The sequence below is a fragment of the Sulfitobacter sp. genome (genome assembly GCF_039977885.1).
Classification (GTDB): domain Bacteria; phylum Pseudomonadota; class Alphaproteobacteria; order Rhodobacterales; family Rhodobacteraceae; genus Sulfitobacter.
On record NZ_JBDWCI010000020.1, the window covers coordinates 255,158 to 270,602 of the forward strand.

At 57.2% G+C, this 15,445-nt stretch carries 16 protein-coding genes; 9 read left to right on the forward strand and 7 right to left on the reverse strand.

Going from position 1 to position 15,445, the window contains the following annotated elements; translation table 11 throughout:
• Positions 1-9 precede the first annotated feature (9 nt).
• Positions 10-1,458 carry an FAD-linked oxidase C-terminal domain-containing protein gene (locus ABJM03_RS14895; protein ID WP_348418637.1) on the reverse strand — a complete coding sequence of 483 codons (1,449 nt, stop codon included), beginning with the start codon at positions 1,456-1,458 and terminating at the stop codon, positions 10-12.
• Between the two features lie 163 nt (positions 1,459-1,621).
• On the opposite strand from ABJM03_RS14895, the gene ABJM03_RS14900 reads away from it, so the two are divergent.
• Together ABJM03_RS14900 and ABJM03_RS14905 are read left to right on the forward strand one after the other, a co-directional pair.
• On the forward strand, positions 1,622-2,320 hold the full coding sequence (locus ABJM03_RS14900; protein ID WP_348418638.1) for a DUF599 domain-containing protein: 699 nt from the start codon (positions 1,622-1,624) through the stop codon (positions 2,318-2,320).
• A gap of 37 nt (positions 2,321-2,357) precedes the next feature.
• A complete protein-coding gene (locus ABJM03_RS14905; protein ID WP_348418639.1) occupies positions 2,358-2,717 on the forward strand; it encodes a hypothetical protein in 360 nt (119 codons plus the stop codon).
• Here ABJM03_RS14905 and rlmH read toward each other — a convergent pair.
• The 4 genes from rlmH to ABJM03_RS14925 all read right to left on the reverse strand — a co-directional run bounded on the left by rlmH (position 2,714) and on the right by ABJM03_RS14925 (position 5,734).
• Positions 2,714-3,184 (reverse strand): 23S rRNA (pseudouridine(1915)-N(3))-methyltransferase RlmH, encoded by a 471-nt coding sequence (gene rlmH, locus ABJM03_RS14910; protein ID WP_348418640.1) that lies wholly within the window; start codon positions 3,182-3,184, stop codon positions 2,714-2,716. The genes ABJM03_RS14905 and rlmH overlap by 4 nt on opposite strands.
• Before the next feature lie 9 nt (positions 3,185-3,193).
• Positions 3,194-3,550 carry a ribosome silencing factor gene (gene rsfS / locus ABJM03_RS14915; protein WP_348418641.1) on the reverse strand — a complete coding sequence of 119 codons (357 nt, stop codon included), beginning with the start codon at positions 3,548-3,550 and terminating at the stop codon, positions 3,194-3,196.
• A 155-nt stretch (positions 3,551-3,705) separates the two neighbouring features.
• Positions 3,706-4,374: an FAD-binding oxidoreductase gene (locus ABJM03_RS14920; protein WP_348418642.1), complete on the reverse strand. Its 669-nt coding sequence runs from the start codon at positions 4,372-4,374 to the stop codon at positions 3,706-3,708.
• A 49-nt stretch (positions 4,375-4,423) separates the two neighbouring features.
• Positions 4,424-5,734, reverse strand: coding sequence for a mechanosensitive ion channel domain-containing protein (locus ABJM03_RS14925; protein WP_348418643.1), 1,311 nt, complete (start codon positions 5,732-5,734; stop codon positions 4,424-4,426).
• 285 nt (positions 5,735-6,019) lie between these two features.
• On the opposite strand from ABJM03_RS14925, the gene leuC reads away from it, so the two are divergent.
• The 5 genes from leuC (at position 6,020) to leuB (ending at position 11,491) form a co-directional block, all read left to right on the forward strand.
• On the forward strand, positions 6,020-7,423 hold the full coding sequence (gene leuC, locus ABJM03_RS14930; RefSeq protein ID WP_348418644.1) for a 3-isopropylmalate dehydratase large subunit: 1,404 nt from the start codon (positions 6,020-6,022) through the stop codon (positions 7,421-7,423).
• 162 nt (positions 7,424-7,585) lie between these two features.
• The gene (leuD, locus tag ABJM03_RS14935) at positions 7,586-8,191 is read left to right on the forward strand and encodes a 3-isopropylmalate dehydratase small subunit (RefSeq protein ID WP_348418645.1); all 606 of its coding nucleotides are present in this window, start codon (positions 7,586-7,588) and stop codon (positions 8,189-8,191) included.
• A gap of 289 nt (positions 8,192-8,480) precedes the next feature.
• Positions 8,481-9,329 carry a hypothetical protein gene (locus ABJM03_RS14940; protein ID WP_348418646.1) on the forward strand — a complete coding sequence of 283 codons (849 nt, stop codon included), beginning with the start codon at positions 8,481-8,483 and terminating at the stop codon, positions 9,327-9,329.
• A gap of 50 nt (positions 9,330-9,379) precedes the next feature.
• A complete protein-coding gene (locus ABJM03_RS14945; RefSeq protein WP_348418647.1) occupies positions 9,380-10,330 on the forward strand; it encodes an endonuclease/exonuclease/phosphatase family protein in 951 nt (316 codons plus the stop codon).
• Positions 10,331-10,384: 54 nt separating this feature from the next.
• On the forward strand, positions 10,385-11,491 hold the full coding sequence (gene leuB / locus ABJM03_RS14950) for a 3-isopropylmalate dehydrogenase (protein WP_348418648.1): 1,107 nt from the start codon (positions 10,385-10,387) through the stop codon (positions 11,489-11,491).
• Positions 11,492-11,494: 3 nt separating this feature from the next.
• Here the strand turns inward: leuB and ABJM03_RS14955 are convergent, their stop codons facing one another.
• Together ABJM03_RS14955 and ABJM03_RS14960 are read right to left on the reverse strand one after the other, a co-directional pair.
• Positions 11,495-11,743: a hypothetical protein gene (locus tag ABJM03_RS14955; protein WP_348418649.1), complete on the reverse strand. Its 249-nt coding sequence runs from the start codon at positions 11,741-11,743 to the stop codon at positions 11,495-11,497.
• A 164-nt stretch (positions 11,744-11,907) separates the two neighbouring features.
• On the reverse strand, positions 11,908-12,219 hold the full coding sequence (locus tag ABJM03_RS14960) for a YrhK family protein (RefSeq protein ID WP_348418650.1): 312 nt from the start codon (positions 12,217-12,219) through the stop codon (positions 11,908-11,910).
• A gap of 339 nt (positions 12,220-12,558) precedes the next feature.
• Between ABJM03_RS14960 and ABJM03_RS14965 the strand changes: the two genes are divergently transcribed.
• Positions 12,559-13,533, forward strand: a complete 975-nt coding sequence (locus ABJM03_RS14965) for a lysylphosphatidylglycerol synthase domain-containing protein (RefSeq protein ID WP_348418651.1) — start codon at positions 12,559-12,561, stop codon at positions 13,531-13,533.
• A 287-nt stretch (positions 13,534-13,820) separates the two neighbouring features.
• Positions 13,821-15,434 carry an ABC transporter ATP-binding protein gene (locus ABJM03_RS14970; protein ID WP_348418652.1) on the forward strand — a complete coding sequence of 538 codons (1,614 nt, stop codon included), beginning with the start codon at positions 13,821-13,823 and terminating at the stop codon, positions 15,432-15,434.
• The last annotated feature ends 11 nt before the right edge of the window (positions 15,435-15,445 follow it).

Here is a 15,445-nt window from a genome sequence, read left to right on the forward strand (position 1 = left end):
CGTTGATAATTATTCGGCGGCCACGGCCAGATGCCTGCGCGCATCCGAGGCATCCAACGGGAATACCTTGGCCGGATTAAGCAACCACTTCTCGTCAAACACATCCTTGATCACCATCTGCGCCTCAAGGTCCGCAGGCGCATATTGCACATGCATCAGATCCCGCTTTTCGATGCCGACACCGTGCTCGCCGGTCAAACAGCCGCCAACCTCGACGCAAAGCTTGAGGATATCTGCGCCAAAAGCCTCGCAGCGCTCAAGATCGCCGGGTTTATTGGCATCAAACAGGATCAGCGGGTGCATATTGCCATCACCCGCATGGAACACATTACCCACCTTCAACCCGCACTCTTCGGACATCTCGCCAATACGGCGCAAAACATAAGGCAGGCTGGTCACAGGGATCGTGCCATCAAGACACATGTAATCGTTGATCTGCCCCATCGCCCCAAAGGCCGATTTGCGGCCCAACCAGATCGCCGCACTTTCCTCGGCTGATTTGCTCTGACGCAGCTCGACCGGATTATGCCGCGCGGCAATCTCCATGATCAGCTCAAGCTGGTGATCAATCTCTGCGTCCGAGCCTTCAACCTCAACGATCAACAACGCCTCGCACATGGGGTATCCCGCATGGGCAAACGCCTCTGTCGCCTCGATGCAGGGGCGGTCCATGAACTCGATCGCAACAGGCAATACGCCCGCTTTGATGATGTCGCTCACACAGGCACCCGCGACCTCATTATCGTCAAAACCCATCAGCACAGGGCGCGCGCCCTCGGGCTTGTGCAGGATGCGCAATGTCGCCTCGGTCACGACGCCCAACTGCCCTTCGGAGCCACAAATCACGCCGAGCAGGTCCAGACCGCCCGCATCCAGATGCGAACCGCCGATGTCGACAATCTCACCATCCATCAGGACCATCTTGACGCCCATCAGGTTGTTCGTGGTCACGCCGTATTTCAAACAATGCGCGCCACCGGAATTCATCGCGATATTACCCGCAATCGCACAGGCCAGCTGGCTGGAGGGATCGGGCGCATAGAAAAACCCGTCTTCCTCAACCGCGCCGGTCACGCTCAGGTTGGTGCGCCCCGTCTGCACGCGGATGATCCGGTTTTCATAATCGGTCTCCAACACGTCACTCATCCGCGCCACGCCAAGGATCACACAATCCGCCGTCGGCAATGCGCCCCCCGCCAAGGAAGTGCCAGAGCCGCGCGGCACGACGGGCACGCCTTCCTCATGGCAAATGCGCAGCACATCCGACACTTCCCGGGTCGTCGCAGGCAGCACCGCAACCATGGGCGGGCAGCGATAAGCCGTCAGCGCATCACATTCATAGGCCCGCGTTTCCCGTTCGTCATGGATCACCGCATCCGCCGGCAAAACAGCACTCAGGCGTTCAACCACACGAGCCTTACGCGCAAGAATCGTCGGATCAGGGGTAGGCATCTGCATGGAAACACTCCGCAATCGTCATCATGAGTATTATTGGTAAGATTATATTACCAATTCTTGAAATTAACGCAAGCCACCCCTGATAAAGAAATGAAACACCCCCCTGTCGAGAACGGCCTGCGCGCTCTGGATTATCATGCGCCAAGGCCCTAATGATTGCCCTATGATATCACTTGAGAACCTCGCCCTGTTTACCCCGATGGATCTGGCAGCCCTGATAACGCTGATCCTGTTGTGGTGCATCATTGGCTGGCGCGTGGAGCACCCAAGCGCCAAAGCGCCCTCAACCTCGATGATCATGTCCGAATACCGTCGCCAATGGATGCTCCAGATGATTGCGCGCGAGGTTCGCATCTTTGACTCGCAGACCATCAGCACCTTACGGCAAGGCACCTCGTTTTTCGCCTCGACCAGCGTCATCGCCATCGGCGGCACGCTGGCGCTGATTGGCAATGCCGATCAGATTGCAGGCGTCGCCAAAGACCTCACAGAAACCAGCCCTCCCGAGATCGTTTGGGAAATCAAGCTGATGACCATTGTCGCCCTCCTGACCAGCGCCTTTTTGAAATTCGTCTGGTCCAACCGTCTGTTTGGCTATTGCTCGGTCATGGTGGGGGCCGCGCCCAACCGCCACGCGGCCGGCACATCCGAATCCTTCGCCCATAAAGCAGCCGAACTGAACATCGCAGCCGCCCGCAGCTTTAACCGCGGCCTGCGCGCCATGTATTTTGCGCTGGCAGCTGTGGCATGGCTGGCCGGAGCTGCGCCCTTAATGGGCGCAGCCATTATTACGTTCATTGTCATCTGGAGAAGAGAGTTCGCTTCACAGTCCCGTAAGGTCCTCTTGGAAGAAACCCCTTAGCGCGCTATATGGTTCTTAAACCAGCTGGATAGAGCACATGATCAAACAAACCCTCGCACTCGTCGCCCTTATTGCCGCCCCGACACTCGCCATGGCTGATCCTGCCTCGGTGCAGCACGTAAAGGTATCCCAATCAGGCGATACGTTTTCATTTGACGTCACGATCCGTCACAAGGATACCGGCTGGGACGACTATGCCGATATCTGGCGCATCAAGGACCAAAACGGCAATGTTCTGGCCCAGCGCAAGCTGGCCCACCCCCATGTCAACGAACAGCCCTTCACGCGCAGCCTTTCCAACGTCAAAGTCCCCGCTGGCGCGAAAAACGTGATCGTCGAAGTCCATGACACGGTGACAGGCTGGGCCGCTCAGACAAAAACTGTGCCGCTGTACTAAACCCGGTGGTACGGCCCGCCCGACAGGATAGAGGCCGCGCGGTATAACTGCTCGGCCAGCATCACGCGCACCATCATATGCGGCCAGACCATCGCCCCGAAAGACAGCAGATGATCGGCCTCGGCACGCAAGCCGGGGTCAATGCCGTCGGCCCCTCCGATCACAAATGTAAGGTCGCTATGCCCCGCATCGCGCCATTTCTCGATTCGGCGGGCGAATTTTGGCGATGTCTCGACGGTGCCACGCTCATCCAACGCACAGATCAACGCCCCTTGCGGGATCGCACGGCGCAACAACGGGGCTTGTGCTGCCATGCCACCACTTTTTCGGTCGTCGACTTCCAAAACAGAAACCGGCCCAAGGGAAAGCCCTCGGCCGGTTTTATCAAAGCGGGATAGGTAGTCGTCAATCAGGGTCTTTTCAGGCCCCGCGCGCAACCGCCCCACGGCACATATCTGTACCTTCATGGTCCAGCCTCAGGAGGCGGCGTCGCCTTGCGGCAGCCACATCTTTTCAAGCTGATAGAATTCGCGCACCTCTGGACGGAAGACGTGAACAATCACATCCCCTGTGTCGATCAGAACCCAGTCCCCTGAATCCTTACCTTCGACTTTTGCCAGATAGCCGTATTCATCCTTGATCCGCTGCGCCAGTCTCTCGGACATGGCGGCAACCTGACGGGTCGAACGGCCCGAGCAGATGACCATATGATCACCGATCTCGGTTTTGCCGCGCAGATCGATCTGCACGATGTCTTCGGCTTTATCGTCGTTCAGGGAAGAAAGAACAGTCTCCAGCAGCAGATCGCTGGTTGCTTGCGTTTGGCCGGCCATTATGACCGCACCGTTTTGCGCAGGCGACCCTGCGTGAGTATGTGTAGACAGGACATTGTCCTCCTTTGAGCGCGCCGACAGGCCCCCGGCACTGGGGAATGCCTTAAATTAGCAATGCCGGAGGCCGAATTCAATGACCCGAGCGCCCTAAGCGGTTACCAGCCATCTTCTGTGATGATTTTGTCCGCATCCGCCCCCAGATCCGTCAGCGCATCGCGCACATCATTCACAAACCCCTCTGGCCCGCACAGATAGAATGTCTGGTCAAAGCGGCTCAAATGCGCGCTCAAAAAGGCTTTATCCACCTTTTCCTCCTCCACATCCGTGCCGCTCTGGTCGGTCACGGTAAAGACAGTCTTTAGCCCCTGCATCTTTTCCCACTTGTCGCGCAGGATGATATCCGCCTCCGAGGCATTGGTGAAAATCAGCGTGCAATCCATACATCCCTTGGCGTCATGCTTTTCGAGAATCGGGATAAACGGCGTGATCCCCGCCCCTGCGGCGATAAACACCCCCGGCCCGTGATCCGTAATCGCGCCGAAAGGCGCGTCAATCTGCACCTTCTCCCCCGGCTCCAGCATGGCCAATTGCTCGGTCACGCCGTCATGGTCGGGATAGCTTTTGATCACAAACTCCAACGCGTCCTCGTCGGGCATCGAGGTAAACGTAAACGGCCGCGCCTCGTCGCGCCAACCGTCTTTCAACAAGGTAAGCTCGGTCGCCTGCCCCGGCTCGAAATCAAGGTTCGCAGGCCTGTCGAACACATAGCGGTGCGTGTCCGGCGTTAGTTTCTCTTTGCAGCGTAGGGTCAATTCATGTGTCATGTTGTATCTCCTTCAACAACACAACGAAGCAGGGCCGCCTCATGTTCCCTTAACGATCGTCCAGCATTTTGACTTCGCGCTGCGGGAAGGGAATCGAGATCTCGTTTTCCTTGAACGTATCCCACAACGCCAGATACACATTCCCCCGAATATTGGTCAGCCCGCCTGTCGGGTCCTTGATCCAGAAACGCAGGATATAATCGACCGAACTGTCGCCAAACCCCACCACATGACACACCGGAGCCTTATAGCTCAGAACGCGGTCCACGGACGAGGCCGCCGCAACCGCCAGCCTACGCACCTCATGGGGATCATCGCTGTAGGCCGTGCCAAAGAAAATATCGAGCCGCACAAAATCGTTTGAATGCGACCAGTTGACCACCTGACCGGTGATCAAATCCTCATTCGGGATCAGATATTCCTTACCGTCCCGCGTCACCACCGAAGCATAGCGCGCGCCCAGCGTCTGGATCCAGCCAAAGGTCTCGCCCAGTGAAATCACATCGCCGGGCTTGATCGACTTATCCAGCAGAATAATCACGCCCGACACAAGGTTCGACACGACCTTTTGCAGACCGAAACCAAGGCCCACACCAATCGCACCCGACAAAACCGCAAGCCCCGTCAGATCAATGCCAACCGCCTTGACCCCCATGTAAAAGGCAAAGCCGTACATCGCCAATTGTACGCCCTTGACGGCCAACACCTGCATCGACGGGCTGATGTCATCATTGCGCCGGATCGTGCCGGTTGCGGCCTGCGCGCCAATGCGGGCCAGCGTCAGCAGAACGCCGATCACCACAATAGAGGTCAAAAGCGTCAGGACAGACAGCCGGAATTCCCCGATCTCGATCGCCACACCATCCAGAAACCCCGCCACATAATCGGCGACATTCAACAAATACAGCGTCGCGTAAATCCACAACGCCCATGTCACAATCCGCCGCAAAGGACGGTTGCGCACCATCCGCGCCGCAAAGGCGATCCCGACCCAAACAATCGACAATGTCGCCGCCAGCCCAAGCAGATAGGAACGCGATGGCCATGTGGTATTCTGCATGACGATATAGACGCCGTAACACATGACAAAGAACCAGATCAGGCCAAGCCGCCGCTTGATCTGCACCACCCAGCGCAGCTGCCATTTCTGCCAACCCTCGCGCGAGCGGACCCAATTTTGCAATATGGCCCCGCTGGGGTGGTGCAGGCACCACGCCACAAATGCCAGAACAACAATGATTATGACCTGATTTTGCCGCCACCCCGGCTGGATTACTCCGGACAGAAAACTCAGCGCACTCGTCCAAAGCCCCTGTAGCGTAACAATAAATTCAGCAAATGGGTCGGCGGACGGGTCCATAAACACTCCTGTTTATCCAAATCGTCGCACGGCCCGCATTCCAGCGCAACCACAGCACAAACCGCTGGCGCTTGCAGCAACGGCAACAGGCGTGTATCTGGAGCGCATGATACCTGTATTCGATCAAACAGACCGCGCCCGCCTGGGCGAACGTTTCTTCGGTGCCACGCATACCGTGCTGGCCCGACTATAAACCTGCGCGCTCTGTAAATCTGCGCGCGCTCTGCGCAGTCAAATACATCTATACCCAATTTCGCTCTACACCCTTAGGGAGAGGTCCCCAAAATGTCCCCCAAAACGCTCTATGATAAAATCTGGGATGCGCACGTAGCCCATGAAGCCGAAGACGGCACCTGCTTGCTCTATATCGACCGCCACCTCGTGCACGAGGTCACAAGCCCGCAAGCCTTTGAAGGTCTGCGCATGGCGGGCCGTTCCGTCCACGCACCAGATAAAACCATCGCTGTGCCGGACCACAACGTGCCCACCACGCTGGACCGCGCCAATGCGGCCACCATGACCGAAGACAGCCGTATTCAGGTCGAGGCGCTGGACAAAAACGCCAAAGACTTTGGCATCAACTATTATCCCGTGTCTGACATCCGTCAGGGCATCGTGCACATCGTTGGCCCCGAACAGGGTTGGACCCTTCCGGGCATGACCGTTGTGTGCGGCGACAGCCACACCGCCACCCACGGCGCGTTCGGCGCGCTGGCCCATGGCATCGGCACCTCCGAGGTTGAGCACGTTCTGGCCACGCAAACGCTGATCCAGAAGAAATCCAAAAACATGAAGGTCGAAATCACCGGCAAACTTGCCCCCGGTGTGACGGCAAAAGACATAGTGCTGACCATCATCGGCGAAACCGGCACCGCAGGCGGCACCGGCTATGTCATCGAATATTGCGGTGAAGCCATTCGTGACCTCTCCATGGAAGGCCGCATGACCATCTGTAACATGGCCATTGAAGGCGGCGCACGCGCTGGCCTGATCGCGCCCGATGACACCACCTATGAATACTGCAAAGGCCGCCCTCACGCCCCCAAAGGCGCACAATGGGAAGCCGCCCTTGATTGGTGGAAAACGCTCTACTCCGACGATGACGCAGCGTGGGACAAGGTGCTGACCATCAAAGGCGAAGACATCGCGCCATCCGTCACATGGGGCACCTCCCCCGAGGACGTTCTGCCGATCACCGCAAACGTACCTGCCCCCTCGACCTTCACCGGCGGCAAGGTCGAGGCCGCGCAGCGTTCGCTCGACTATATGGGTCTGACCGCAGGCACGCCTTTGGCCGATGTTGAAATCGACACCGTCTTTATCGGTTCCTGCACCAACGGCCGCATCGAAGATCTGCGCGCCGCTGCTGCCGTGCTGAAAGGCAAGAAAATCGCCGTCAAACGGGCGATGGTTGTACCGGGCTCCGGCCTTGTGCGTGCGCAAGCCGAAGAAGAAGGCCTTGCCGACATCTTCAAAGAGGCCGGTTTTGAATGGCGTCTTGCGGGTTGCTCCATGTGTCTGGCGATGAACCCCGATCAGCTCAAACCCGGTGAGCGTTGTGCCGCAACCTCCAACCGTAACTTCGAGGGCCGCCAAGGCCGCGGCGGTCGCACGCACCTGATGTCACCAGCGATGGCTGCCGCTGCGGCGATCACCGGCAAGCTCACCGATGTGCGTGAATTGATGTGACCCGCTCCGCCCGCCTATGCGCATCACCCCGCACAGGCGGGCGGGCTCTTGATATCATTGCCGCATCTGCACGCCCTGTGCACGCGCGGTGCACATTGTGTGACATTTAACAGACGCTTAAGCCCACTAGATATAGTGGCCCGAAATTAGGACACCGTTAACATGCAAAAGTTTACGACCCTCAGCGGCATCGCCGCCCCCATGCCCCTGATCAACATCGACACGGACATGATCATCCCCAAGCAGTTTCTCAAAACCATCAAGCGCTCCGGCCTTGGCGTGAACCTGTTTGACGAAATGCGCTATGACGACGACCGCAACGAAATCCCTGATTTTGTGCTGAATAAACCGCAATACCGCGATGCGCAGATCATCGTGGCGGGCGACAACTTCGGCTGCGGCTCCTCACGCGAACACGCGCCTTGGGCGATTGCCGATTTCGGCATTACCTGCGTCATCGCACCCAGCTATGCGGACATCTTCTATAACAACTGCTTCAAGAACGGCATCCTGCCCATCGTACTGCCACAAGAGCAGGTAGATGTGTTGATGAAAGACGCAGAAAAGGGCGCAAATGCCCGAATCGAGATCGATTTGGAGAACCAGTCGATCACGTCCTCCGATGGCGAAGTCTTTAACTTTGAGGTTGATCCATTCAAAAAGCACTGCCTTATGAATGGCTTGGACGATATCGGCCTGACCATGGAAAAAGCAGAATCGATCAGCACCTTCGAGACCGCGGCCGCACAAAGCCGTCCATGGGTTTAACCGTTAGTTAAACTATCTGCGAATTAACCTGAATTTCTTGTGGGCGCTGTCACGGCGCCCACAACATCTTGCGACTGCCTTATTTCCGCCCCCGAAATGATGCAAGAACGCACCACCCTCACCCTCAAAACGCCCCATCCCTCCAGTCTTCTTCAGCAATAGTCTTGAGAACTAAGGCGAAAGAAGGCACGATTGTGACAACAATGAGGCAGTCCTTCTCGACCCGAAGGCATCAAGTTGGGCCAAGCATGCGACAAACGCGGCTGACCAGTTTGAAAGGGATAGAACGTTGATAGTACGTATGACCAGCGCCGTGGCGCGTGGACTTTTGGTTGCGACCCTGATCATGACGCCGGCACTTGTGTTGCCCGGTCTCTCCAGTGATTCGACACAAATTGTGCTGCTGGTCGCCCTGCTGGCTGCCGTGCTGACGTTTGTTGAGTATAACTCCACCTTCCCCAGCATTGTAGAATTCCGCGACGCTGCCCCGTTCAACCGCCTTCGCTTTGCTGCGTTGCTGAGCACGGTTTTCCTGCTCAGCGCGATCCTGAAAGGCATCACATCGCCGACAGTGCTGACCAATGCCCTAACCTCTATTGGTATCATCGTAGGCAACGCCATTGATTTCCCCTATTCGCCCGTCCGCCTTGTGGTGCTGATGCTGCCCGCTGACGCCGGCTTTGAGACCGTTAGCTTTGTACGCACCGCGGCCGGGCTAGCTTATCTTATCTCCCTGATCGCGATGACCGCGTTCCTCGTTCTTGTGCGCATCCTGAACTGGCCTGCACGTTCTGGTGCGTTCAATGTGTGGGTGAACCTGCCCCTGTTTGACCCGACCGCTGGCGGCGACGTTCTGGAACGGTTGCAGCGCGATGCACGGATTAACATCGCTTTGGGTTTTCTACTGCCATTCCTGGTCCCCGCAGTAGTCAAACTGGCCGCTGATCTGATAGACCCGATCACATTGCAGAACCCGCAAACCCTTATCTGGACAATTTCGGCATGGGCCTTCCTTCCCGCAAGCATCATCATGCGCGGCATCGCCATGGGCAAAATTGCCGACATGATCGGCGAGAAACGCCGCCGCGCCTATGCGGAAGCCGCAGAAGACACGCGCCAAGGTTATCAACCAGCCTAAAGCTAACGCTTGGCGCGCTTGCGCTTATCCTTGCCTGCATCGCTGCCCCTTTGCAGGCAAAAACCCTGCGCATCGCCACCTTCAATGCGGAACTGATCCGCAAGGGCCCGGGCCTGTTGCTTCGGGATATTTTGCGTGGCGATGACCCCCAGATTGCGGCCTTTCGTGCCCTGATGCTTGAGGTAAAGCCGGACATCATTGCGCTGCAGGGAATCGATCATGATCTGCGCGGGACAGCCCTGCGGGCACTAAATGACGATCTAGGCGCAGCGGGCCTCTCCTATCCGCACATGTACACGGCCACCAGCAATGCGGGACAGGACAGCGGGCTGGACCTGAATGGGAATGGCAAATTGGGCGACGCGGATGATTCCCACGGCTATGGGCGCTTCAGCGGGATGGGGGCGATGGCGATCCTGTCGCGCTATCCCGTTTTGTCAGACGAGATCGCAGATTACACATCCCTTCTGTGGAAAGACCTTGCGGGGAACATCTACCCCATGAACGACGGCCACCCCTTTGGCGGCCCTGCGGTTTTTGACGCCCATCGCCTGTCTTCGCGGGGACATTGGGTGGTCCCAGTGCAAACGCCTATGGGAAAACTGCGGGTCATGACGTTTCACGCCACGCCGCCACTGTATGATGGGGATGAGGACCGCAATGGCAGGCGCAACCATGACGAGACCGCCTTTTGGCTCGACTACCTCGACCGCAATCCGACCGCTGGCCCCTTTGCCCTTATGGGCACGGTCAATACCGATCCCGAACGCGGCAACGGACGACCCGAGGCCATAAACGCGCTGTTGGCCGATCCGCGCCTGCAGAACCCCTTTGACAGCTCCCCCACCGCCGACTTTGATGAACCGCTACCGGGCGATCTGCGCGTCGACTACCTGCTGCCATCGGCCGGGTTGCGCGTGATCGCGCGGGGGCGCGCGACGGATATCAACGCCAGCCGTCACAGCCTGCTTTGGGTAGATATCACCCTGCCGCGTCCTTGACGCCTCGCCCCCTGCACGCTAGGCCCTGAGCACGCAATTTCAGGAGTGAATCCCATGGCAAATCCGACCCTTTTGATCCTCGCCGGTGACGGCATCGGCCCCGAGGTCATGGGCCAAGTCACCCGTATCATCGACTGGTTCGGCGCAAAGCGCGATCTGACCTTTGATGTTGAGCATGATCTGGTAGGCGGCGCGGCTTATGACAAGCACGGCACGCCTCTGCATGACGATACAATGGCTAAAGCACTGGAAGCCGACGCTGTGCTTCTGGGCGCTGTTGGCGGCCCCGCCTATGACGATCTGGATTTCTCGGTTAAGCCCGAGCGCGGCCTGCTGCGCCTGCGCAAGGAAATGGATCTGTTTTCAAACCTGCGCCCTGCGCAGTGCTTTGACGCGCTGGCCGATTTCTCGTCGCTCAAGCCCGAACTGGTGTCCGGCCTTGATATCATGATCGTACGCGAACTGACGTCCGGCGTCTATTTCGGCGAGCCGCGCGGCATTTTCGAAGAAGGCAACGAGCGCGTTGGCATTAACACCCAGCGCTATACCGAATCCGAGATCGACCGCGTTGCGCGCTCTGCCTTCGAGCTGGCCCGTCGTCGCGGCAACAAGGTCTGTTCGATGGAGAAGGCCAACGTGATGGAAAGCGGCATCCTGTGGCGTGAAGTTGTCCAAAAGGTGCACGACGAGGACTACCCCGATGTCGAGCTGTCCCACATGTACGCCGACAACGGCGCGATGCAGCTGGTGCGCGCCCCCAAGCAGTTTGACGTGATCGTCACCGATAACCTGTTCGGCGACATCCTGTCTGATTGTGCGGCGATGCTGACCGGCTCCCTTGGCATGTTGCCATCCGCCTCGCTTGGTGCGCCAAACGCCGATGGCCGCCCGAAGGCAATGTATGAGCCTGTGCACGGCTCTGCCCCTGATATTGCCGGCCAAGGTAAGGCAAACCCGATCGCCTGTATCCTCAGCTTTGCCATGGCGCTGCGCTATTCGTTCGATCAGGGCGAAGAAGCCACCCGCCTCGAAACCGCTGTGGAAAAAGTTCTTGCTGGTGGGGCACGCACCGCCGATCTGATGGGCGAAGAAGGCGGCACGCCGATTTCGACCTCGCAGATGGGCGATGCCATCCTTGAGGCGCTTGACGCCAGCCTGTAAAATTCAGGCCGATACAATACCGGTGCGCGCGTCCATCTGATATGTGGCGAGCGCATCCATCGCCCCATCCGCCATACATGAGATGCGCCAGATATCGGCGCGGCGGGTGGGGCGCACCGCAAGGACACGGCCACACTGAAAGCCGTTCATCACGACCAATTCAGCAGTGAGTGCTTTCATTTCGGTACCGGTCTGCTCTGCCGCCGTTTTCACGATACTGCGGGCCATTTTTCGGTGTGTCGAACTAGTCATAGCGCACCTCCTTGTTGCAAATTCCAGCCTTCGCTTGAATTGAGGCAAGAATGGGGCGGGGCTCTGCAGAAAGGGGCCGCCATGCAAAAGCTCGCAGGATTTGCGGCATCAATGACACAAGAACCCACAATCCGGCAGTCAGCAAAAGTTTGCCGGCAAGCTGACTAGCCCTGTTCCTTTTGCAGGGCGACATAACGCAGTTCACGGTAAAGCTTGATCGAGGGGCGCAGGCCAAAAAAGACCGAACCGATCAAAAACAGCCATGTACCAATATTTGTCGTAGCCTCTTTGAAAAACAAAATTGAACCTACCACAAACAGAGCCGCTGCTAGGAAATCGACGACGGTATAGGCGATCTCACAGGCCATAAAGACCTCTTTGTGAGCGGGGCTTTGGTTATGCTTATCAGGATCAAAAAGCGTCATAATATCCTCGGGAGCTGTAGAAATCTTGCCCTTCCTTATCAACAAGAGCATCTGAAATCCCTTAGAAATGACAGGCTGCGCAATATTTCCGGACAGTGCAGCCCGATCACGATCACGCCCTCGGGCCCGGTGACATTTCTGTGAGGGAGCGCGGGGGTTTGATTGTAAATCCCCAAGAAGGGATGCATCATGCCTGCGACCTTGAGACATCTATTTTGCAGTCCGACATACGAAATGGATAAAGCACTCCATGGAATGTCCGAAATGAGCCGCAAGCGCCCCAACGCCCCTGTTCGTGAAAACCGGTGCAGTTCACTGTCGGGATACCGCAGGTTATATTTTTCATGCGCCAGCCTGTACATGCGTCGAAACCAAGCGTAGCGCATCGGGATGGATACCAAACCGCCCTTGCCTGTCTCGCGCGCTGACCGTGCGAAGACAATTTTGTCCCGTCTTGTGGCGCTGGTAATTTTTGCAGCAGCGATTTGGGCGATCCGGCATCTCGTCGATGAGATTGATTTTGGTGAGGTCATGCATCTGGTGCGCGGCACGCCGCCACATATCGTTGCCATTGCTTTTGTATCCATGCTGGGGAGCTATTGTGCGATGACGGGCTATGACTGGTCTGCGCTGCGGTATCTGGGCAAAACGCTCCCGTTGCGGGTCAGCATGGCAGGAGCGTTCTTGGGTTTTGCGATCGCGGCGAACATCGGCGGCGGACCGGTGGCCAGTGGTGCCGTTCGGTACCGGATCTACGCCCCTTATGGTCTATCGCTGCGCCATATCGCCTCTATTGCCGCCTTTGGTTCGATCGCATTCGGCCTTGGCATGACTGTGATCGGCACGGGTGCTTTGGCCATCCACCCCCGCGCGCTAAGTATGATGACGTCCTTCTCGCCCGAGATCATTCGCTGGACGTCGATTACCGTCTTTCTGGTTTGCGTATTTGGCGTCGGTGCGCTGGCAGTTTTTCGGGCAAGGATCACCTTCCGAAAGATAACCATCCGCGCGCCATCTCTGGGTCTGGTTTCCGCCCAGCTGGTGATTACAGCCGTTGATTTTCTGCTGGCGGCGGCCACGCTTTATTTGCTGTTGCCCTCCAATGACATCGGTGTGCTGCCCTTTCTCGCGGTGTTTACCGCTGCTGTTACGGTCAGCGTCATCAGCCATGTCCCCGGCGGCGTCGGCGTGTTCGAGATGATGATCCTCGCCTCGATTCCCGCTAATATCCCACTAGAATCAGCCGCCGCAGGATTGCTTTTGTTTAGAGTGATTTATTACTTTGCCCCCTTCATCATCGCGCTTGTCACTTTGAGCATTATCGAAATCGTCAGGATGCGCCGCAGATCCCGCCCGCAAGGCTAGGTCAATTTTCCTTTTGCTGCCAAAGAATAACAGCACAAACACCGCCATCCCAGAAGCCTCTGATTTGCCCTTATGTCACCCTACCCCGGTCAGTTTTTCAAACGAACAGGCTTATTGCACGAGCCCCTTTCGGTCGGTGCCGTCCCTTGTCATAAGGGGCGTCAGGAAATCACTAAAGGATTGGTCCGCTGATCAGCGTTCTGAACATATTTTTCAAGGCATCAGGGACAAAGCCTCTCCTTGTGCTTGTGTGCCTTTTTCTTGGCGGTGTTGCGCAAGGGGTCGGATTGGCCAGCTTGCTGCCTACGTTATCTCTGGCTCTGGGCAGCCCCGGCGATGACCCAAGCCCCTCGGTCGCGAAAGTGACCGAATATCTTGGCTATTTCGGCATTGAGCCAAATATTGTCATGCTTGTCGGGTTTGCCGTTTTCACGGTCGTCATCAAAAACGCGATGACCATGATCGCCATGACCTACGTCGGGTATACCGTCGCCGATATTACAACCAACATGCGCCGCGACCTGTTCAACGCGCTGTTATTGGTGCGCTGGGGCTTTTTCACCAAACAGCCCATCGGCAAGATCACCAATGCCCTAAGCTCGGAAGCGACCCGCGCGGGTGCAGCCTATCTGGCGTCGGCAAATTTGCTGGTCTACGGCATACAGGTCATTGTCTATACGGTTGTCGCCTTCTTTATTTCGTGGGAAGCGGCGGTTGCGGCGCTGGTTGTCGGCGGTATCGTGGCCCTGTCTTTGGGATTTTTGATCCGCAGTGCGCGCCGTGCGGGCCTGAAACAGACCAAACACGCCAAGACATTCATCGCAAACCTCAGCGATACGCTAAACAACATCAAACCGCTCAAGGCGATGGCGCGGCAGACCGATTTCGCCCGCCTGATGGATCGAAACATTTCAAAGCTGCGCAGCGCCTTGCGCCAACAGGTTCTCGCCAAAGAAGCGCTTAGCGCCTCGAACGAGACATTGGCGGCCTTGGTGCTGGGCATCGGGATTGCATCGGCGATCACCTACTGGGGCTTTCCACCGGCCGAGCTTGCTGTGATGGGTCTGGCGCTGACCCAATTGGTCAAGACCTTTAACAAGATGCAAAACGAGTATCAGAAGGCCGCCATCGCCGAGAGCGCCTATTACTCGGTTCTAGAACAGATCGCAGAAACCGAAGCCGAAGAAGAGGCCGACCCCTCGATCGAGATCCCCAAATTCGAGCACAGCATCGAATTCGTTGATGTCCATTTCGCGCATCCGCGCAGCCCAGTTTTACAAGGGCTGACATTAGAGCTGCCCAAGAATGCCACAACTGTGCTGACCGGTCCGTCAGGTTCGGGCAAGACAACGATTACGGATATTCTGTTGGGATTCTACACAGCCGATTCAGGGCAGGTGTTGATCGACGGACGCCCGCTGAGCGATTTTTCGTTCCGTGAATGGCGTTCTATGGTGGGCTATGTGCCACAAGAGCCTATTCTGCTGCATGACAGCATCTTTTCCAACATCACCCTTGGCAATCCCGATATCAGTGAAGAGGACGTTCACAAGGCGCTCACCCTTGCGGGGGCTGCCGAATTTGTCTCGACAATGCCTTTGGGGATTCACACCGAAGTAGGTGAAAAGGGCGGCATGATTTCAGGGGGCCAGCGCCAGCGGATCGCCTTGGCGCGGGCGCTTGTGTGCAACCCGAGCCTGCTGATCCTTGACGAGGTGACCAGCGCGCTTGATCCTCATTCAGAGCAGGAGATCGTGCAGAACATTCACGGTCTGGCGGGACAGGTCACTGTCATCGCCATCACCCACAGACCCGCATTTGTTGGCATTGCTGACCGTGTCTATCATCTGCTGGATGGTAAAGTTCTGTCACTTGAAGAAGACGTTGCCAAAACCAGCTGAAGGCGGCCTGC

Bases quoted from the DNA above. Each gene is read 5' to 3' on its own strand.
- ABJM03_RS14895 (WP_348418637.1), bottom strand. From the start codon at position 1,458: ATGCAGATGCCTACCCCTGATCCGACGATTCTTGCGCGTAAGGCTCGT.
- ABJM03_RS14900 (WP_348418638.1), top strand. From the start codon at position 1,622: ATGATATCACTTGAGAACCTCGCCCTGTTTACCCCGATGGATCTGGCA.
- ABJM03_RS14905 (WP_348418639.1), top strand. From the start codon at position 2,358: ATGATCAAACAAACCCTCGCACTCGTCGCCCTTATTGCCGCCCCGACA.
- rlmH (WP_348418640.1), bottom strand. From the start codon at position 3,184: ATGAAGGTACAGATATGTGCCGTGGGGCGGTTGCGCGCGGGGCCTGAA.
- rsfS (WP_348418641.1), bottom strand. From the start codon at position 3,550: ATGGCCGGCCAAACGCAAGCAACCAGCGATCTGCTGCTGGAGACTGTT.
- ABJM03_RS14920 (WP_348418642.1), bottom strand. From the start codon at position 4,374: ATGACACATGAATTGACCCTACGCTGCAAAGAGAAACTAACGCCGGAC.
- ABJM03_RS14925 (WP_348418643.1), bottom strand. From the start codon at position 5,734: ATGGACCCGTCCGCCGACCCATTTGCTGAATTTATTGTTACGCTACAG.
- leuC (WP_348418644.1), top strand. From the start codon at position 6,020: ATGTCCCCCAAAACGCTCTATGATAAAATCTGGGATGCGCACGTAGCC.
- leuD (WP_348418645.1), top strand. From the start codon at position 7,586: ATGCAAAAGTTTACGACCCTCAGCGGCATCGCCGCCCCCATGCCCCTG.
- leuB (WP_348418648.1), top strand. From the start codon at position 10,385: ATGGCAAATCCGACCCTTTTGATCCTCGCCGGTGACGGCATCGGCCCC.
- ABJM03_RS14955 (WP_348418649.1), bottom strand. From the start codon at position 11,743: ATGACTAGTTCGACACACCGAAAAATGGCCCGCAGTATCGTGAAAACG.
- ABJM03_RS14960 (WP_348418650.1), bottom strand. From the start codon at position 12,219: ATGCTCTTGTTGATAAGGAAGGGCAAGATTTCTACAGCTCCCGAGGAT.
- ABJM03_RS14965 (WP_348418651.1), top strand. From the start codon at position 12,559: ATGGATACCAAACCGCCCTTGCCTGTCTCGCGCGCTGACCGTGCGAAG.